Annotated in this window: 17 protein-coding genes; 10 read left to right on the top strand and 7 right to left on the bottom strand. The window is 70.3% G+C overall.

Annotation, left to right across the window (positions count from 1 at the left end):
• Both KIP79_RS39785 and KIP79_RS39780 read left to right on the top strand, forming a co-directional pair.
• A partial coding sequence (locus KIP79_RS39785; RefSeq protein ID WP_214110197.1) for a transposase occupies positions 1-90 on the top strand: 90 nt, incomplete at its 5' end.
• A gap of 326 nt (positions 91-416) precedes the next feature.
• A complete protein-coding gene (locus tag KIP79_RS39780; protein ID WP_214110192.1) occupies positions 417-2,120 on the top strand; it encodes a beta-N-acetylhexosaminidase in 1,704 nt (567 codons plus the stop codon).
• Positions 2,121-2,469: 349 nt separating this feature from the next.
• Here the strand turns inward: KIP79_RS39780 and KIP79_RS47855 are convergent, their stop codons facing one another.
• Positions 2,470-4,740, bottom strand: a complete 2,271-nt coding sequence (locus KIP79_RS47855; protein WP_308170132.1) for an amylo-alpha-1,6-glucosidase — start codon at positions 4,738-4,740, stop codon at positions 2,470-2,472.
• Positions 4,741-4,895: 155 nt separating this feature from the next.
• Between KIP79_RS47855 and KIP79_RS39770 the strand changes: the two genes are divergently transcribed.
• The 4 genes from KIP79_RS39770 (at position 4,896) to KIP79_RS39755 (ending at position 9,252) form a co-directional block, all read left to right on the top strand.
• Positions 4,896-5,912, top strand: a complete 1,017-nt coding sequence (locus tag KIP79_RS39770) for a LacI family DNA-binding transcriptional regulator (RefSeq protein ID WP_214110191.1) — start codon at positions 4,896-4,898, stop codon at positions 5,910-5,912.
• 44 nt (positions 5,913-5,956) lie between these two features.
• A complete protein-coding gene (locus tag KIP79_RS39765) occupies positions 5,957-7,219 on the top strand; it encodes an extracellular solute-binding protein (RefSeq protein ID WP_214110190.1) in 1,263 nt (420 codons plus the stop codon).
• A 73-nt stretch (positions 7,220-7,292) separates the two neighbouring features.
• Positions 7,293-8,399 carry a carbohydrate ABC transporter permease gene (locus KIP79_RS39760; RefSeq protein ID WP_214110189.1) on the top strand — a complete coding sequence of 369 codons (1,107 nt, stop codon included), beginning with the start codon at positions 7,293-7,295 and terminating at the stop codon, positions 8,397-8,399.
• 1 nt (position 8,400) lies between these two features.
• Positions 8,401-9,252, top strand: coding sequence for a carbohydrate ABC transporter permease (locus KIP79_RS39755; protein ID WP_214110188.1), 852 nt, complete (start codon positions 8,401-8,403; stop codon positions 9,250-9,252).
• Here the strand turns inward: KIP79_RS39755 and KIP79_RS39750 are convergent.
• Together KIP79_RS39750 and KIP79_RS39745 are read right to left on the bottom strand one after the other, a co-directional pair.
• Positions 9,249-10,295, bottom strand: coding sequence for a quinone-dependent dihydroorotate dehydrogenase (locus tag KIP79_RS39750; RefSeq protein ID WP_214110187.1), 1,047 nt, complete (start codon positions 10,293-10,295; stop codon positions 9,249-9,251). The genes KIP79_RS39755 and KIP79_RS39750 overlap by 4 nt on opposite strands.
• 47 nt (positions 10,296-10,342) lie before the next feature.
• The gene (locus KIP79_RS39745) at positions 10,343-11,014 is read right to left on the bottom strand and encodes a pentapeptide repeat-containing protein (RefSeq protein ID WP_308170133.1); all 672 of its coding nucleotides are present in this window, start codon (positions 11,012-11,014) and stop codon (positions 10,343-10,345) included.
• Positions 11,015-11,350: 336 nt separating this feature from the next.
• Between KIP79_RS39745 and KIP79_RS39740 the strand changes: the two genes are divergently transcribed.
• Genes KIP79_RS39740 through KIP79_RS39725 form a run of 4 tightly spaced genes read left to right on the top strand, consistent with a single transcriptional unit; the run spans position 11,351 to position 15,606 of the window.
• Positions 11,351-12,091 carry a tryptophan 2,3-dioxygenase family protein gene (locus KIP79_RS39740; protein ID WP_214110186.1) on the top strand — a complete coding sequence of 247 codons (741 nt, stop codon included), beginning with the start codon at positions 11,351-11,353 and terminating at the stop codon, positions 12,089-12,091.
• Positions 12,091-13,218, top strand: a complete 1,128-nt coding sequence (locus tag KIP79_RS39735; protein WP_214110185.1) for an aminotransferase class V-fold PLP-dependent enzyme — start codon at positions 12,091-12,093, stop codon at positions 13,216-13,218. Before KIP79_RS39740 ends, KIP79_RS39735 begins: the two co-directional genes overlap by 1 nt.
• Complete coding sequence (locus KIP79_RS39730; RefSeq protein ID WP_214110184.1) at positions 13,215-14,249, top strand: methyltransferase; 1,035 nt, start codon at positions 13,215-13,217, stop codon at positions 14,247-14,249. Before KIP79_RS39735 ends, KIP79_RS39730 begins: the two co-directional genes overlap by 4 nt.
• A complete protein-coding gene (locus tag KIP79_RS39725; RefSeq protein WP_214110183.1) occupies positions 14,236-15,606 on the top strand; it encodes an FAD-binding oxidoreductase in 1,371 nt (456 codons plus the stop codon). The genes KIP79_RS39730 and KIP79_RS39725 overlap by 14 nt, the downstream gene beginning before the upstream one ends.
• A 28-nt stretch (positions 15,607-15,634) precedes the next feature.
• Here KIP79_RS39725 and KIP79_RS39720 read toward each other — a convergent pair whose 3' ends face one another.
• The 4 genes from KIP79_RS39720 to KIP79_RS39705 form a co-directional block, all read right to left on the bottom strand.
• Positions 15,635-15,919, bottom strand: coding sequence for a hypothetical protein (locus KIP79_RS39720; protein WP_214110182.1), 285 nt, complete (start codon positions 15,917-15,919; stop codon positions 15,635-15,637).
• The gene (locus KIP79_RS39715) at positions 15,916-16,329 is read right to left on the bottom strand and encodes a hypothetical protein (RefSeq protein ID WP_214110181.1); all 414 of its coding nucleotides are present in this window, start codon (positions 16,327-16,329) and stop codon (positions 15,916-15,918) included. The genes KIP79_RS39720 and KIP79_RS39715 overlap by 4 nt, the downstream gene beginning before the upstream one ends.
• 75 nt (positions 16,330-16,404) lie before the next feature.
• Complete coding sequence (locus KIP79_RS39710) at positions 16,405-17,073, bottom strand: dienelactone hydrolase family protein (RefSeq protein ID WP_250214604.1); 669 nt, start codon at positions 17,071-17,073, stop codon at positions 16,405-16,407.
• A 48-nt stretch (positions 17,074-17,121) separates the two neighbouring features.
• Positions 17,122-18,129: an Acg family FMN-binding oxidoreductase gene (locus KIP79_RS39705; RefSeq protein ID WP_308170131.1), complete on the bottom strand. Its 1,008-nt coding sequence runs from the start codon at positions 18,127-18,129 to the stop codon at positions 17,122-17,124.
• Positions 18,130-18,156: the final 27 nt, after the last annotated feature.

Here is an 18,156-nt window from a genome sequence, read left to right as displayed (position 1 = left end):
TGGTCCCCGTCCTACTTCGCCGCCTCCTGCGGCGGAGCCCCACTCTCGATCATCAAGGAGTACATCGAGAACCAGAAACGGCCCGGCTGAGCTACTCAGGCGGACCACCTGTCACGGCACCGCTCGGCCTGGAGGCCCTCCCGCGCTGTCGTTTCCTCCCGGGCGCAAACGCCCAGGGTTCCACGCCAGATCTCGCTGAAAATCCCGCGCCCCCACGCCGACCGTCACGAGCTCGAGGTCAGGCGTCGGCGCCACCATCCCGCAGCAGGGCTGTCCTGTCTCATCCATCCTGGGATGTCGGACGGCCCGGAGGAGAATGAGCCTCCAGGTCCGGGCCTGGGCCCGGCCGCACTCGCCATCGGGGGAAATGGGGGGATCGGGACGAAGTTTTGGATGCGTTTGGCATGCTCTAGGGCATGGAGCATCTGCTGCCGAGCCCCCGAGTGGCCGTTCCCGCATCTGGATATTTCACCTTCTCGCCGGGCGATCTGATCGCCGGGCCTGAACCGCTGACCCGGGCGGTACGGCTGGCGCTGGCCGTTCTTGACCTTCGCGAGGCGGCCGGGAACGCCGTGGTTCAGGTTGTTGAGGATCCGGCGCTCGGGTCGGAGGCCTACACGTTGGAGATCGCTGAGGACGGGATCCGGATCGTCGCCGGAGGGGTGGCGGGTGCCTTCTACGCGGCGCAGACGATACGGCAGTTGCTTCCGGTCGATGCCTACCGGTCGGTGCGTCTTCCGCGGGCGGCATGGGTGGTGCCCTGCGGGCGGGTGGAGGACGGTCCGGCGGTGCCCTGGCGTGGGGTGCATCTGGATGTGTCACGGCATTTCCTGCCGAAGCGGGAAGTATTGCGGATGATCGATCTGATGGGCGTGCACAAGCTGAACATGCTGCATCTGCACCTGGTGGACGACCAGGGCTGGCGGGTGGAGAGCCGTGCGTACCCGAGGCTGCACGAGATCGGATCCCACCGGTCCCGGACCACCACCAGCTACTACCGTGAGGATCTGGCCTACGACGGCATCCCGCATGGGGGCCACTACACGCTGGATGATTTGTCGGAAATTTCGGCGTACGCGAGGGAGCGTGCGGTCACCGTGGTTCCCGAGATCGATGTTCCCGGCCATGCCTCCGCGATCCTGGCCGCCTATCCGGAGCTCGGCGCCAAGCCCGGCGAACGGTACGAGGTGCTCGACCGCTGGGGCATCTCCTCCGCGATTCTGTCGCCCCTCCCCGCTACGGTGAACTTCCTGACCACGGTCTTCGACGAGATCATCGACGCCCTGGGGGTGGTGCCGTTCTTCCACATCGGCGGGGACGAGTGCGTGCTCGACGACTGGGCGGCGTCCGAGGACATCGCGGCCCACCAGAACGACCTTGGGCTGGCGACGCCCGGTGACCTGCACGCGTGGTTCCTGCGCCGGCTGGCCGACGTGCTCGCCGACCGGGGCGTGCGCGCGGTGGTCTGGGACGAGGCGTTCGTCAGCGGCAGGCTCCGGGAGGACACCGTGGTCATGCCGTGGCGGGGCATGAACGTGGCCCGGCGGGCGGTCGCCGCGGGGCACCAGGTGGTGCTGACGCCGGTGTTCCCGCTCTACTTCGACTATGCGGAGGCGGGCTCGGCGGAGGAGCCGCTGGCCATCGGCGAGGCGATCACCGTGTCCGACGTGGCCGGGTTCGCGCCCGTTCCCGAGGGGTGGGACGCGGCGGAGCGGGAGCGGGTCGCGGGCGTGCAGTTCCAGCTCTGGAGCGAGCGCATCCCCGACGCCCGAACCCTCGACTACCGCGCCTGGCCCCGCGGCTGCGCGGTCGCCGAAATCGCCTGGACCGGCGCCCCCGCCCAGAACCCCCCCGCCCAGGACAATCCAACTCAGGACACCCCCGCCCAGGACAGTCTCACTCAGGACATCCCCACCCAGGGCTTCGCCGCCCGGCTGGCCGCGCACCTGCCACGGCTGGACGCGCTCGGCGTCGAGTACCGCCCGCTGAACGGCCCGCGCCCGTGGCAGCGCGGGGGCGGCTGGCGGGCCCACCGCCCCGGCATGCTCTCGGTCCGCGACGTGACGGCCCACCTGGACGAGCTGACCCACGCGGCGGACTCCACGCGTCCAAGCGTCTGACCACGTCACGGCTCGCCCCGGCCTCAGTGCGCGAGCCGCAGAGCAAGTCCCACCGGCCAGCATGGCCGCGGAGCAAGCCCCACCACCCAGCGCGAGCCGCAGAGCAAGCCCACCGCCCAGCATGACCGCAGAGCAAGCCCCACCACCAGCGCGAGCCGCAGAGCAAGCCCACCGCCCAGCATGACCGCAGAGCAAGCCCCACCACCCAGCGCGAGCCGCAGAGCAAGCCCACCGCCCAGCATGACCGCAGAGCAAGCCCCACCACCCAGCGCCGCCCGTGTCAGGAACTGCACCGCCCAGCGCGGCCACTCGCGTCAGGTATACCGGCCGGCGGCTGACCGTTAGAGGGTCAGCCGCCTGGGCTGAGTGACATGCCGGAAGGCAAGCCGGTCACTGTGGCCTTGCCGGTGTGGTCGACGTGGACGTCCACCGAGGCGGATCCCACCCGGAGGCCGCGTGCCGCGACGGCGCCGAGCGGGGCGCCTGCCATTGGCAGCAGGGTGACCCGGCCCTCCGGCACGTCCGGGTAGAGCCCGACGGCGGCGTGGGCGATGGTCACGGCCGCCGCGGCCGACCATGCCTGGGGCCGGCAGGCCGCCGGGTAGGGCACGGGCCGGAACACGGCCTCGCGGTCGTCCCCGGCGAACAGTTCGGGCAGCCGGTACCCGAAGCTCTCCCCCGCGCCGAGCAGCCCTTCGGCCAGGGTCGCGGCCTGCGCGCCGAAGCCTTCGCGGGCCAGCCGGGCGATCACGATGGCGGTGTCGTGCGGCCAGATGGAGCCGCAGTGGTAGGAGAGCGGGCTGAACCCGCCGTCCAGCGCCGACATAGTCCGCAGCCCGAAGCCGCCGGCCAGTGCGGGACCCCCGAGCAGTCCCGCCACCTGTGCCGACTCCTCGGGCGAGAGCAGCCCGGTGCCGAGCAGATGCCCGATGTTGCTGGTCAGCGCGTCCACCGGCCGCTTGTCCCGGTCCAGGGCGAGGGCCGGATACCGCCCGAGTGGCCCGTCCACCCAGAACTGGGCGCGGAAGCGTTCGGCCAGCGCGGCGGCGTACTCCCGCCAGGACTCCGCGCCGGGACGGCCGAACGCCTCCAGCAGCGCGGCTCCGGCCAGGGCCGCCTCGTGGGCGTACCCCTGGACCTCGACCAGCGCGATGGGGGGTTCGGCCTGGCCGCCGTGGTGGAACCGGACGGAGTCCCCGGAGTCCTTCCAGCCCTGGTTGGCCAGGCCGCGCCCGCTGGCGTCGATGTACTCGACGAAGCCGTCCCCGTCGGGGTCGGCGTGGTCGCCCAGCCAGCCGAGGGCCGCCTCCAGGCTGGGCAGCAGCGCGGCCACCTCGGCCTCCGGCAGGCCCCAGCGCCAGGCGTCGTGGAGCAGGGTGATCCAGAGCGGGGTGGCGTCGATGGTGCCGTAGTAGGCGGCGGGCAGGTACACGTTGCTGAGCGCGTCCACGAACTCGTTCCTGCGGAGCTCGTGCATGATCTTTCCGGGGGCCTCGCCGGTGGCGGGGTCCAGTTTGGTTCCCTGGCGGCGGGCGAGGGTGCGCAGGGTGCCCGCGGCCAGCGTGGTGCCGAGCGGGAGCATCATGCTCGCCGCCCACAGGCTGTCCCGGCCGAACAGGGTGAGGAACCAGGGCACACCAGCGCCCAGGAAGGTGTCCCCCGAGCCCGACAAACCAGACGAGCCCAACGAGCCGGAGCCCAACGAGCCAGACAGCCCAGAGCCCGACAGCCCAGAGCCCGACAGCCCAGAGCCCGACAAACCAGAGCCCGACAAACCAGAACTCGACGTACCAGAACTCGACAAACCCGAGCCCGACGCCCCCGAGGTCGATGAGGCTTCCGGTCGGGTGGACTCGGTCAGCCGGAGTCCGCGTAGGTCGTCCATGGCCTGGTCGAAGAGCCGGATGAGTCGCCGGTCGTCGGCGGTGACCTGCGGGATGCTCCACTCCAGCGGCCCGGGCGGCGCGGCCACCACCGCGTCGGGGTCCGCCACGGTGACGTCCCAGGACAGCGTGACCCGGCTGCGCGGGAGCAGCGTGACTGTCCACTCCAGCCGGTTGCCGCCGGTGATCGTGGCCCCCTCGCCGGTGGCGGTCACCCGGATGTCGCCCGAGCGCCAGGAGAGCTGCCCGGGACCGGTCCTGACCGGTTCGGCGGCGGCGGTGTCGCCGCCCGACTTGACCACCTCGATGGGGGCGAAGTCGCAGCCCAACTCGATGCTCACGGTGGTGGTCACGGGCATCGTGGCGGTGGAGGCGACCTCCACCCGCTCGCTCATGCCGTACGGGCTGACCTCGCGCCAGCGGTCCAGCCGGACGGTCGGGTCCGGATGGCGGTCGCCGAGATGGCGGGCGAGCGAGGTGAAGCGGCTACGGCCGGTGCCGGCCGGGGCGTACCCGACGGCCTCGGGTTCGGCCCCGTCGACCAGGAGCAGGGCCTGGGACAGGGCCCGGCTGTCGGCGTGGAAGAGACCCTGCACGCCGTGCGGGCGGATCTGCCCGTCGGCGCCGCTGAGCGCGCTGGTGGGCGCCAGCACAGTGCTGATCAGATCATGCAGCAACGGTTGCAGGCGATAGTCGTCCCGGCCGCTCTGCGGTTCGGGCGTGACCGCGGCGAACACAGTTGCCCCTTTCGTTACCTGGCCCCGCCTTGACAGACGGCTCCATGGGGTGCAGATTTCGTAACAATTCCTTCACTTGAACGATCAAATCATGCCTTACCTCGGTTTGAACGTTCAAGCCCCCAGACCTCGCGAAATGTCCGAAAGGTGCCTTTATGGCGGATAAGGTGACGATCGCCGACGTCGCCCGTGCCGCGGGCGTTTCCCGTCAGACCGTGTCCAACGTCCTCAACACTCCCGAGGTCGTCCGCGAGGAGACCCGGCAGCGGGTGCTCGACGCGGTGGAGGAGCTCGGCTACCGGGTCAACCAGGCGGCGCGGCGGATGCGGACCGGACGGTCCGGTCTGATCGCGATCCGGGTGGACCCGGAGCACGACGGCATCAACGGGTCGGTACTGGACCGGTTCCTGCACGCGCTCACCGAGTCCGCCGTGCAGGCCGGGTACCGGCTGCTGGTCTACACGGCCGACGGGGACGACCGCGAGATCGCCGCCTTCGAGGACCTGCTCGGCGCGTACGAGCCGGACGCCTTCGTGCTCACCAGCACCCACCACAAGGACCGGCGCACCTCCTGGCTGCTGGAGCAGGGCCTGCCGTTCGTCACCTTCGGCCGCCCGTGGAGCGAATTACCGGCGCTCCCCCACCCCTGGGTGGACGTGGACGGCGCCGCCGGGACCGACGCGGCCACCAGCCACCTGATCGCCAAGGGCCACCGCCGCATCGGCTTCATCGGCTGGCCGGACGGGTCCGGCGTCGGCGACGACCGCAGGCAGGGCTGGCTGCGGGCGCTGGACCGGGCCGGTCTGGACGCCACCGGCCTCAGCCGGGCCACCACCGACGGCATCGCCGACGGGGAGGCCGCCGCCCGCGACCTGCTGGCCGCCGACCCCGCCATCACCGCCCTGGTCTGCGCCAGCGACTCGCTCGCCCTCGGCGCGCTGCACGTGGCCCGCGAGCCCAGCCCCGCCTGGCGCGCCGACGCCGGCGGCTTCGTCGCGGTCACCGGCTTCGACGACACCGCCGTGGCCAAGGCCATCGGCCTGACCAGCGTGCACCAGCCGCTGGCCGAGGCCGCGGTGAACTGCGTCGCCCTGCTTGCCCGCCTGTTCGAGGGACAGCCGCCCGGCCACGCCCTGCTCCAACCCTCGCTGGTGGTCCGGCAGTCGGCCTGACCCCAGTGATCGCACAACCCCCCCGGAAAGTTAGGAAATATCCGATGAAGCGCAGCAACCTCTGGAAAGCAGCCCTGGGGGCCGCCACTTCCGCGGCCCTGCTCTCCACGGCCGCCTGCGGCAGCGGCTTCGAAGAGCCCAACGCCCAGTCCAGCGAGTCGGCCAGCCAGGCCCCCGCCACCAAGGCGGACCTGCAGATCATGATCGGCTCCTCGGGGGACGCCGAGACCAACGCGGTCAAGGCCGCCGCCGACGCCTGGGCGTCCAAGACCGGCAACACCGCCACCGTGACGCCCGCCCAGGACCTCGGCCAGCAGCTCGGCCAGGCCTTCGCCGGGGACAGCCCGCCCGACGTGTTCTACGTGGACGCCTCCCGGTTCGCCGACTACGCGAGCGTGGGCGCGCTGGAGCCGTACGGGGACAAGATCTCCAACTCGACCGACTTCTACCAGAGCCTGCGGGACACCTTCACCTACAACGGCCAGTACTACTGCGCCCCCAAGGACTTCTCCACCCTCGCCCTGGTGATCAACTCCGACCTGTGGTCCAAGGCCGGGCTCACCGACGCCGACGTGCCCACCACCTGGGACCAGCTCACCGCGGTGAGCGAGAAGCTCAAGGCCAAGGACATCACCCCGCTGGCGCTCGGCGACACCCGGGACCGGGTGGGCGCGTTCATGGTCGAGGCCGGCGGCTGGCTGATCAGCCCGGACGGCAAGACCGCCACCGCCGACAGCCCGGAGAACCTGACCGCGCTGGACTACGTCAAGGGCCTGATGAAGGACAAGTACGCCCAGACGCCCAAGCAACTGGACGCCGGCTGGGCCGGTGAGGCCTTCGGCAAGGGCAAGGCCGCGATGACCGTGGAGGGCAACTGGATCAAGGGCGCCCTGAAGAACGACTTCCCCGACGTGAAGTACACGGTGCACGAGATGCCGGCCGGCCCCAAGGGCAAGGGCACCCTCTCCTTCACCAACTGCTGGGGCATCGCCGCCAAGAGCAAGTTCAAGGACCAGGCCATCAGCTTCGTGGAGGCGATGACCACGGCCGAGCAGCAGATGGCCTTCGCCCAGGCGTTCGGCGTCATGCCCTCCCGCCAGTCGGCCAAGGACGCCTACACCGCGGCCTTCCCCGACGACGCCCCCTTCGTGAACGGCGCCGAGTACGCGCACGGCCCGGTCAACGCTCCGAAGATGGACAGCGTGCTGGCCGACTTCGACACCGGTATCCAGCAGCTGGCCAGCACCGACACCAAGGCCCTGCTGGCGCGGGTGCAGAAGAACGTCCAGGCGGCGCTCGGCAACTGACCTGACCGCGGTACGGCACCCGCTCGGAACGCATCGGGGGCGGGTGCCGTACCCGGCAGAAAGGAGGCCGGTCATGGCCGCGACAACCCACCCGGCGGCTCATCCGCCGTCCCGCCGGGGGCTGTCCGCCCGGGCCAAGGAGAACATCGCCGGCTGGCTGTTCGTGGCACCCGTGGTCATCATCCTCGGCCTGTTCATGCTGCTGCCCATCCTGATGGCGCTCTGGGTGAGCTTCACCGACTGGAACGGCCAGGGCAGCCCGTTCAAGTCGACCGTGCCGATGGCCGGTCTGGACAACTACACCAAGCTGTTCACCGATGAAGGCCTGGCCCGCCAGGACTTCATGACCAGCCTCAGGAACAACTTCTACTACGTGGTCATCGTGGTCCCGGCCCAGACGGTGCTGGCGCTGGGGCTGGCCATCGTGGTCAACAGCCGGGTGCTGAAGGGCAAGACGTTCTTCCGGGGGGCGTTCTTCTTCCCCTCGGTCACCAGCTCGGTGGCGATCAGCGTGGTCTTCCTGTTCATCTTCGCCAACTCCGGCGCGGTGAACGGGCTGCTCGGGCTGTTCGGCATCGAGGGACCGCAGTGGTTCTCCGACGCGCGCGGCACGCTCCACCTGCTGCTCAGCGCGGTCGGCCTGTGGGACATCGACAACCCGCCCGCGGCGCTGCTGTCCGGCGGTCCGTTCGGCCTGTCCTGGTGGGAATGGCTGTCGGGGCCGAGCGTGGGCATGATGACCATCATCATCCTGGTCATCTGGACCTCCTCGGGCACCTTCATGCTGATGTTCCTGGCTGCGCTCCAGGACATCCCGGCCAGCCTCTCGGAGGCGGCGATGATCGACGGCGCCGACCGGAAGCGGGTCTTCCGGCACGTCACGCTGCCGATGCTGAAGCCCACCCTGTTCCTGGTGCTGACCCTCGGCATGATCGCCACCTGGATGGTCTTCGACCAGGTGTACGTGATGAGCCAGGGCAACCCTGCCAAGACCACGCTGACCCCGGCGTACCTGTCGTACCGGACGGCGTTCCGGAACTTCGAGTACGGCCCGGGGACGGCGATCTCGTTCGTACTGTTCGCCATCATCGTGATCATGACGCTGGCGCAGCGCTGGATCATGCGCGACCGCGGCGCACCGGGCCGCAGCCGGGCCGCCGCGGCGCAGCGGGAGGTGTGAGATGGCCCGTGACCGCAGCCAGGCCCGCACGCTGGCGTCGACTTTCCTCGGCTACTTCGTGCTGGTCTTCTTCGCGCTGGTGTTCCTGTACCCGTTCGTCATCCAGATCGGCAACTCCTTCAAGACCGAGCCGGACGCGGCGGCCAACCCGCTCTCGCCGGTTCCCGAGGTGTTCTCCACCAGCGCGTACGAGCGGGTGTTCCTCGGCACCGACCTGCCCATCTGGCTGGGGAACTCGGTGCTGGTGACGATCGTCGTCACGGTGGCCCGGGTGCTGCTCAACTCGATGGCGGGCTACGCTCTCGCCCGTCTGAGGTTCGGCGGCCGCAAGGCGATCTTCTCGGCTCTCATCGCGGTCATGGCGGTGCCCGGCGTGGTGCTGTTCATCCCGAAGTTCCTGGTGCTCAACCAGCTCGGGATCTACAACAGCTACACCGCGCTGATCCTGCCCGTGATCGTGGACGCGGCCGGCGTGTTCATCATGAAACAGTTCTTCGAGTCGATCCCGGTGAGCGTGGAGGAGGCCGCCAGGATCGACGGGGCCGGGGTGTTCCGCACCTACTGGTCGGTGGTGCTGCCGATGGCCAGACCGGCCCTGCTCACGCTCACCATCATCGCCTTCCAGGGCACCTGGAACGAGTTCCCGCACAGCCTCGTCGCGGTGCAGGACCCAGCCCTGTTCACCCTGCCCAGGGGCCTGGCCGACCTGGTCTCCGGGTCACTGGGGGTGGGTACGCAGTACCCGCTGAAGCTGGGCGCGGCGGTGCTGGCCACCATCCCGGTGGCGATCATCTTCCTGGTTTTCCAACGGTACTTCGTCCGGGGGGCCAACGAGGGCTCCGAGAAGGGCTAGGCGGCGCGGCCGACGACCTCGGCCACCGACGCGTAGCCATGGCGGCGGAGCCGGCGGGACAACTGCCGGTGGATACGGTACGGCCACAGTGGCCCGCCGTAGATCAGGCCGGTGTAACCCTGGACCAGGGTTGCACCGGCCAGCAGCCGCTCCCAGACGTCGTCCACGTCCTCGACCCCGCCCACCGAGACCAGCGCCAGCCGCCCGCCGACCTTGGCGTGCAGCCGCCGGAGCACCTCCAGCGAGCGCGCCTTCAGCGGGCGCCCGGACAGGCCGCCGGCCTCCGTGCTGGACACGCCCTCCCGGCTGATCGTGGTGTTGGTGGCGATGATCCCGGCCAGCCCGAGGTCCACGGCCAGCTGGGCCACGCCGTCCACGTCCTCGTCCGCCAGGTCGGGGGCGATCTTGACCAGCAGCGGCGTGCTGCCCGCCGCCTCCTGGACGGCGGCCAGCAGCGGCCGCAGGCGATCCACCGCCTGCAGGTCGCGCAGGCCCGGAGTGTTGGGTGAGCTCACGTTGACCACCAGGTAGTCGGCGAGCGGCGCCAGCTGCCGGGCGCTGGCCACGTAGTCGCGGGTGGCCTCCTCCTCCGGCACCACCTTGGTCTTGCCGATGTTCACCCCGACCACGCCCTGACGGGGCCCGCTCAGGCGTCGCGCCGCGCGGGCGGCCCCGGCGTTGTTGAAGCCCATCCGGTTGATGATCGCCCGCTCGGCCGGCAGCCGGAACAGCCGGGGGCGGGCGTTGCCGGGCTGGGCGTGCGCGGTGATGGTGCCGACCTCGACATGACCGAAGCCGAGCGCGGACAGCGCCGGCGCGCAGGCCGCGTCCTTGTCGAACCCGGCCGCGAGACCGAACGGGGAAGGGAACCGCAGGCCGAACGCGGTCACCTGAAGCGCCTCGTCACGCGGGGCCAGCCAGCCGTGGAGGATCCGCCGGACGATCGGCAGGATCGCCAGAATCCGAAGCAGCCGGACGGTCAGGTGATGGATCGCCTCCGCGTCAGTGCGGCTCAGCACTCGGGAAAAAAGCAGTCGGTACATCACGACTCAGAGTATCGCCCGCCATGTCCCCCGCCGGTCCGGCTCGATCAGGGGGACACCTCCAGGCCGAGGGCGGTGGCGAGGGTTACCGCCTGCATGTAGTCGATTTTGGCGGCTTTCAGGGTGACCTGGCGGGGGTCCAGGGCGGACAGGTCGCTGCCGCGTAGGTCGCAGCCGGTGAGGTCGGCGCGGTCCAGGGTGGCGCCGGACAGGTCCACCTGCCGGAGGACGGCCCGCTGGCAGCGGGCCGCGGTGAGGTCGGCCTCGCGGAGGCGCACTCCCTCGAAGGAGGCGCCGCCGAGGTCGGCGGTGCGGAGCGAGACGTAGGACCAGTCACCGCCCGCCACCTTGAGCAGGGGGAACTCGCAGTCGTTGAAGACGCTGCCGACCAGTTTGCAGCCGGTGAAGGTGGCGTCGAAGAAGGAACAGCGCACGAAGACGCAGTTGAGGAAAGCGGTCTCGGTGTGCGTGGAGACGTTGAAGCGCACGCCGCGGAAGACGCATTCGGAGAAGAGCGCGCGGGTGCTGGTGGCCTCGGTCAGGTCCACGTCGACGAACTCGACCTGGTGGTGCTCCTGACCGGACAGGTCCTCCCCGTCCCAGTCGGCCGACCGTACGGACCTGTGCGTCTCCGGCGGGATCCCGCCGTGCCCTCGTTTCGCCACAGCCCCCACCGTACGCACCCGCACCGACAGTTCGGCGAAGGGCCCGGCCGCCACTGCGGGCAACCGGAAAAATCAGAATTTGACATTTATGTCAGACATTAATTTTCAGATGGACCCGTGCGGACCACTTGCCGGAGTTTCTTATTGACTACTGGCCCTGTCCGCCGAGCACCGTCCGATGGAAGAAATAGAGGGAGCAAAGCGGCGCCATTTCCTCCGCGAGTGCCCCGACCGGACCCAACGCTTGCCTGGTCAAACCCCGGAGGCCCACCCAGATCGCCTCCGGCGTCCTCCCTCCCATACACGAGATGAGAGACAGTGAACACGAAGACCGCGAGCCTCGCCGTGGACGAACTCAGACACGCGGTATCGAGGCCGATTTTCAATCCGGTGCTGAAGACTTTCGTCGGCGAAGGAAAGCTCGACTACGAGCGGTACCTGAGCACCTCGGAACTCTTCACCCTGCAATCGCCCACCGAGGAACTCATCTGCTCCGAGGAGCTGATGTTCCAGATCGTGCACCAGGTCCAGGAGCTGTGGCTCAAACTGCTCACCCACGAGCTGACCGAGCTGGTCGGGGAACTGGACGACGACGCGCTCTGGGAGGCGTCCGCCCGCCTGGAGCGCATCGTCAGGATCGGCCACTGCCTGTCCGGCGAGATCCGGGTGCTCGAAACGCTCACCCCCGAGACGTACCAGACGATCCGCCGCCACCTCGGCAAGGGCAGCGGCCAGGAGTCCCCTGGCTACAACCGGGTCCGGGTCGCCGCCGAGTACGTCTCCGGCACTCTGGACCGGCTGGTCGACCGGCGCGGCACCACGGTCTACGACGTGTACGCCGTGCCCGGCCCGGGCACCGCCGACCTGCGCCGGGTGCTGGAGTGCCTGGTCGACGTCGACGAGGCGTACCAGACCTGGCTGTTCACCCACTTCATGCTGGTACGCCGGACGATCGGCGTCAGCCGGGGCACGGCGGCGCTGGACGGGGTGTCCACCCAGGTGCTCACCGGGCGCATGACCCAGCCGCTGTTCCGGCAGCTCTGGAAGGTCCGCGAGCAGATGACCGCGACCTGGAACGGCAGCGGCGGCTACGCGCCGGGCGCGGCCAGAACCGGCAGACCGGAGACGTGATGGACCACGCGACCCTCCGGGCCGAGTTCCCGCTGCTCGACACCTGTCTGTACCTGAACAGCAACTCCACCGGGGCGATCCCCCGAGGGGTGGAAACCGTGCTGAACCGGTACTGGCAGACGCTGACCGCCTGGCGGGACGAGGTCTGGGACGGCTGGCTCGACCAGACCCGGGCCTACACCCACGCGCTGGGCCGGTTCATCGGCGCGCCGCCCGGCTCGATCGTCACCGACCTCAACCTGAGCACGCTGCTCGCCCGGGTCGCGACCTGCCTCGACTTCGACGACCGCCGGGACAAGGTGATCACCAGCGATCTGGAGTTCCCCACGGTTCCGCTCCTCTGGCGGGGGTTCACCCGGTACGGCGCGGTCCTGGACGTCGTGCGCCTGACGAACCACGACGTGTCCGCGCTGGTGGACGCCATCGACGAGCGCACCCGGTGCGTCTGCCTCTCGCACGGCGCGTACGCCACCGGGGCCGTGCTCGACCTGGCACCCGTCATCGCCCGGGCGCACGAGGTCGGCGCGTACGTGATCGTGGACGCCTACCAGACCGTCGGCGCGGTGCCCATCGACGTCACCGCGCTCGGCGTCGACTTCCTGCTCGGCGGCGCGCACAAGTGGATGTGCGGTGCCGCCACGGCCTTCCTCTACGTGCGCCCCGATCTGTTGCCGGAGTTGCGCCCGGCGGCGACCGGCTGGCTGGCCGGCGAGGACCCGACCAGTTTCGGCCCGGCCACCACCCTGGCGTCCGACGCCCGCCGCCTGGCCGGGGGCACTCCCCTGCCGCTCGGCCCGATGATCTCCCGGGTCGGTCTCGACCTGCTCACCCTGGTGGGCATCGAGGAGATCCGGCGGCACTCGCTGGCCTGCACCGGCCGCATCCTGGAACGCGCCGACGAGCTCGGCCTAGAGGTGCTCACGCCGCGCGATCCTGACCGGCGCGGCGGGGTCGTCAGCCTGCGCTTCCCCGGCGCGGAGCGGGTGAAGAAGGCGCTGGCCGCCCGGGGCGTGGTCTGCAGCTGGCGCGGCGCGCTGCGGGTGGCCCCGCACATCTACAACACCCTCGGCGAGGTGGACGCCTTCATGGACGCCCTCGAAATCGAACGGAAGCCGGCCACCACATGACTCCCCGAGCGCTGCTGAGCCTGCTCGCCAACGGCACCAAGGCCATGGACGTCGTCCGCACCGCGCTGGACCTGGGCCTGCTCGACGCCCTGGAGGCCGAGGCCGCCGACGTGGCCACGCTGAGCGCCAAGTTCGAGGTGGTGCCCGGGCGGTTGTACAAGCTGCTGGACTGCCTGGAAAGCCTGGGTCTGGTACGCGGTGAGGCGATCGGGGATGACTTCACGCTGACCCGGTACCTGGCGGTCCCCGGGCTGCGGGACGCGGCCGTGGCGGTCGCCGGGCCGGGGTCGCTGGAGCTCGATCGCGACCGGTATCCGTGGCGGTCGCTGCACGGCAACCTGCCGGAGGTGTTGCGGGGCACGGTGTCGATGCCGGAGAGCGCGTTCGCCTGGCCGCCGAGCGCGGCGCAGCTGGAGGGGTTCGAGAGCAGCATGGCCGCGGGGCTGGCGCCCTTCGTCACGACGTTCGCCGACCACGCGCCGACGCTCTGGGGTGCACCGGGCCTGCGGCTCCTTGATGTGGGCGGCGGGAACGGCACCCTCGCGGCCGAGTTGCTCGGGCACGCGCCGTCGCTGGTGGTGGACGTCTACAACCTTCCCGAGGCGGAGCCGCTGGTCGCGCGCACCCGCGCGGAGCGGCCGCATGGCGATCGGCTGGGGTTTGTCGGGGGTGACTTCCTCGGTGAGCCGTTGCCGGGCGGGTACGACGCGATGTCGTTCGTACGGGTTCTGCATGACTGGCCGATTCCCACCGCGCGGATGTTGCTGCGGAAGGCGTACCAGGCCCTGCCGGTCGGCGGGCGGGTCCTGATCTGCGAGGAGTTCCGTACACCCGAGCGGCTGGCCGCGCAGTTCTTCTGGTCGTACTTCCTGATGGGCGTGGACGCCTGTGTCAGCAGGTTGTACGCCATTTCGCACTATGAGCGGCTGCTTCAGGGGAGCGGCTTCGCCGACATCACGGTGCTTCCGGGGCCCGTGGAACTGATCGTCGCCACCAAATCGACTTCGGAGGAAACACGTGTATCCCGATAGCGCCCTGCGGAAGCTGCTGGAGAGCTTCGACGGGGAGGTGATCCTGCCCGAGGACGCCGCCTACGAGTCCGCCCGCCGGGTGTGGAACCGGCGTGTCGACCGCAAACCCGCCGCGATCGCCCGATGTCATACCCGGGCGGACGCCGTCGCCGCGCTCGCCGTCGCCCGGGACGCCGGCCTGGAGGTGGCGGTACGCGGCGGCGGCCACAGCTTCCCCGGCTTCTCCACCACCGACGGCGGCCTCGTCCTCGACCTCGGGCCGATGAAGCGGATCGTCATCGACCTGCTGGAGCGCACCGCCAAGGTCGGCCCCGGCGTACGGTGGGGCGAGCTCACCGCGGCCGCCGCCGGCTACGGCCTCGCCCCGGTCGGCGGGCATGTCGCCGACGTCGGCGTCGCCGGCCTCACCCTCGGCGGCGGCAACGGCTGGCTGGCCCGTATGTACGGCCTGGCCTGCGACAACCTGGTCGCCGCCGACGTGCTCACCGCGTCCGGCGAGATCGTCAGGGCCAGTGCCGCGGAGAACCCGGACCTCTACTGGGGGCTGCGGGGCGGCGGCGGCAACCTCGGCATCGTCCTGGAGTTCACTCTCCGGCTGCACCCCGTGGCGGACCTCCTCGGCGGCATGCTCATGTACCGCCTTGAGGACGCCCGCGACGTGCTCCGCCACGTCGCCGACTACGGACAGAAGGCCCCCGACGAGGTCAACGTCGCTCCCGCGATCCTCGCCGCCCCGCCCGCGCCCTTCGTTCCCGAGGAACTCCACGGCAAGCCGGTGCTGGCGCTGGCCGTCTGCTACGTCGGGGCCGGCGGCGTACCCGAACTGGCTCCGCTCCGGGAGTTCCGCAAGCCGCTCGCCGACCTGGTCGGGCCCACCACGTTCGAGGTGCTCCAGCACTTCTTCGACGCGCAGGCCGCGCCCACGCCGTACCGGATGCGGGCGCACCTGGGCGGCCCGATCACCGACGAGCTGATCGACACCATCCTGGACCACGGCGCCAGGCCCAGTTCCCCCGGCAACCTGATCCTGCTCCTCCCCATGGGTGGCGCCACCGCCGCCGTCGCCCCGGACGCGACCGCCTTCCACCACCGCGACGCGGCCTACTGCCTGGAGATCGCGGCCTCCTGGCCGGAGACCGACGAGGACCCCCGGCGCCATATCGACTGGGCCGACACTCTCTGGTCGGCCACCCTCCCCTGGTCCACCGGCGCCGAGATCAACCATCTCGCCGACGAGGGACGGGACGGGATCCGCCGCGCGTACGGCGGCAACTACGCCCGTCTGGCCGAGCTCAAGCGGAAGTGGGATCCGGCCAACCTCTTCCACCTGAACCAGAACGTCCCGCCCGCGGGGTGAGTGCCGGCCGGGGAACGCGCGTCCTCGGTCAGCACTTCCGCTTGATGAGACGCTTGATCACGATGATCTTCTGCCGGCCGTCGGCCAGGTTCGTGCTGATCGCGGCGTTGTTGCTGTTGGTCCCGCCGTTGGCGTTGCCGAAGTTGCCGCTGTTGATCGCGGTGCTTTCGCTGCGGAAGTTGCCGCTGTTTTCGCTGTTGCCGGTGTTGTAGGTGTCACCGCTGGTGTTGGTGTTGGAGCTGTCCTTCGGGTCAACCCCGGTGGCGATGATCGGCGCGATGGCAAGCGCGGCGACCGACGTCACAATCATCATCGCGCGATCTCCTTGACCCTGTTCTCCTGGCGCCCGTTGGCGGCGTTGCCGCTGTTCGACGCGTTGGCGCTCCCGGTCGACCCGTTGGTGTTCGAGAAGTTCCCGCTGTTCACCGGGTTACCGTGGCTGACGTAGTTCCCGCTGTGGGTCGAGTTGCCGCTGGCGATCGGCCCGTTGACGCAGATCACCGGTGAGTTGGTGACCGGCGAGTTGTAACTGACCAGCCGGTAGCCGCACAACACCCCCGGCAACATGCGGACCACGCTCCCGAGATCGGCCCCGACCAGCCGGGAAAGCTCGGAGTTGTCCGGGGTCTCCGGCGGCGCCTCCTCAGCCCAGGCGACGGCGCTCCCCAGCGCCGCCCCCCAGGCGACGGCGCAAACCACAATCGCCCGCGTCCACGGCCTCACCGGTACCTCCTCGTGCACGACCGCCATGATCGTAACAGAGGGTAATTCACCAAGCGTGGAGCGCAACCATCGGTATCAGGTGGCGGTCACGGCGGTGAGGTGGCGGGTGAACCAGTCGCGGGCCAGGTCGGCCACGCGTTCCAGGGCGCCCGCCTCCTCGAAGAGGTGGGTGGCGCCGGGCACGACCTCCAGGTGGCTCTCCCCGTGCAGCCTCCGCTGCGCGTCAAGGTTGAGCGCCAGGACCTGCGGGTCGCGTTCCCCCACGATGAGCAGGGTGGGGGCGGTGACGGCGGCCAGCCAGGGTCCGGCCAGATCAGGCCTACCACCCCTGGAGACCACCGCGCCGATGTCCTTCTCCAGGGCCGCGGCCCAGAGGGCGGCCGCCGCGCCGGTGCTGGCGCCGAAGTAGCCGATCCTGGCCGTGGGCATGCGCCCGCGCAGCCATTCGGTGACCTGGCGCAGCCGCCCGGCGAGCAGTGCGATGTCGAACACCTTGCGGCGGTCGGTCTCCTCGACGGCGGTCAGCAGGTCGAACAGGAGCGTGCCAAGACCGGCCCGCTGGAGTTCCCGGGCCACGTAGCGGTTGCGCGGGCTGTGCCGGCTGCTGCCGCTGCCGTGCACGAACACCACGATCCCGCCCGTCTCCCCGGGCCGCACCAGCGTCCCCGGCAGCCGCACCATGTCCGCAGGCACCTGAACTTCCTCCGCCCGTTCCGGGTTCTCCGGGTTCGAAGAAGATCGCATATCACGACCCTGCCCACGAAACAGGACATTTCAACATCGTCTGTCAAATCATGTCAAACCCATTGTGTGCCCGATAGGGGACTGCCCCTCGGTGACGACCTCGCCCAGGGGGCGGCGTACGCCCTCGCCCCGGTCGGGTGGGTAGCCGAGACGCATCACCATCTGCGGGAACTGGCCCGAGCAGAGTTCCTCGGCGACGAAGGCGCGCAGGTGCTCGTATTCCAGCAACTGGGTGTGGAAGGCGGCGCCGATCCCGTGGGTGGCGGCGTGCAGCAGTACGGCCTGCAGGGCCTGTCCGGCGTGGAGCCAGTCCATGCGGGTGTCGGTCCGGGTGGTGAGCAGGGCGACCACGCCGGTTTCCGTCGCCATCGACTGGTCGTCGGGGCTGCCCCAGCCCTGGCCGTGCGCGTAGTCGCGCTGGGGGAAGTCCGGGGAGGTCTGCCCGGTCTGCCGGGGGTAGGACTCCGCGGGCACGCCGTCCCTGCGGCTGTTTCCCGGCCGGCGGCCCCAGCGGATCATCTCCAGGCCGAACGCCTGGTCTTCCGCCTCCACATGCTGGGCCGCCGTGGTGAGCGCCGACAGGATGCGCACCGCGGCCGGTGATCTGACCGGGGTGAGCAGGGCGCCCTCCCGGTTGGCCTCCTTCACCAGCGCCTCCAGCACCCGTTCGGGGATCGGGCGGTCGGTGAAGCCCGCCCGGTGGGTCCGACGCCGGGGGATCTCCGCGCGGATCGCCTCGACGCGCTCCTCGACCGGCTCCGCGGCGCCGATCCGTACCGTGGCCAGCAGGGCGGGGCGGTCCGGGTCGGGCAGCACGCGCACCACCGGCACGTGGCCCATGGCGCGCACCGCCGTACGCATGTTGAACAGCGCCGCCCCACAGCTGAGCAGCAGTTGCCGTCCCTCCGGGTCGCCCACGCGGAGCCGCCGGTCGGTGTCGGCGCGGAGGCTGATCTCCTCCCCGGCGATGGCGAACGACCACGGCTGGCTGTTGTGCACCGACGGCGCCCAGACCGCCGCCTCCACCACAGTCTGAAGTTCTTCTCGTGTCGACACTCCGTCACCTCCTGACACGCTCACCCT

Origin of the sequence: Acrocarpospora catenulata, assembly GCF_018476525.1 — a bacterium.
Classification (GTDB): Bacteria; Actinomycetota; Actinomycetes; order Streptosporangiales; family Streptosporangiaceae; genus Acrocarpospora; species Acrocarpospora catenulata.
Note: the sequence above shows the minus strand (reverse complement) of the source record. Positions and strands in the feature narration are given on the sequence as shown.

What these genes read in the sequence shown, in the direction of transcription:
- KIP79_RS39750 (WP_214110187.1), bottom strand. Translation starts at nt 10,295, where the DNA reads ATGTACCGACTGCTTTTTTCCCGAGTGCTGAGCCGCACTGACGCGGAG.
- KIP79_RS39765 (WP_214110190.1), top strand. Translation starts at nt 5,957, where the DNA reads ATGAAGCGCAGCAACCTCTGGAAAGCAGCCCTGGGGGCCGCCACTTCC.
- KIP79_RS39710 (WP_250214604.1), bottom strand. Translation starts at nt 17,073, where the DNA reads ATGCGATCTTCTTCGAACCCGGAGAACCCGGAACGGGCGGAGGAAGTT.
- KIP79_RS39760 (WP_214110189.1), top strand. Translation starts at nt 7,293, where the DNA reads ATGGCCGCGACAACCCACCCGGCGGCTCATCCGCCGTCCCGCCGGGGG.
- KIP79_RS39770 (WP_214110191.1), top strand. Translation starts at nt 4,896, where the DNA reads ATGGCGGATAAGGTGACGATCGCCGACGTCGCCCGTGCCGCGGGCGTT.
- KIP79_RS39720 (WP_214110182.1), bottom strand. Translation starts at nt 15,919, where the DNA reads ATGATGATTGTGACGTCGGTCGCCGCGCTTGCCATCGCGCCGATCATC.
- KIP79_RS39755 (WP_214110188.1), top strand. Translation starts at nt 8,401, where the DNA reads ATGGCCCGTGACCGCAGCCAGGCCCGCACGCTGGCGTCGACTTTCCTC.
- KIP79_RS39730 (WP_214110184.1), top strand. Translation starts at nt 13,215, where the DNA reads ATGACTCCCCGAGCGCTGCTGAGCCTGCTCGCCAACGGCACCAAGGCC.
- KIP79_RS39735 (WP_214110185.1), top strand. Translation starts at nt 12,091, where the DNA reads ATGGACCACGCGACCCTCCGGGCCGAGTTCCCGCTGCTCGACACCTGT.
- KIP79_RS39780 (WP_214110192.1), top strand. Translation starts at nt 417, where the DNA reads ATGGAGCATCTGCTGCCGAGCCCCCGAGTGGCCGTTCCCGCATCTGGA.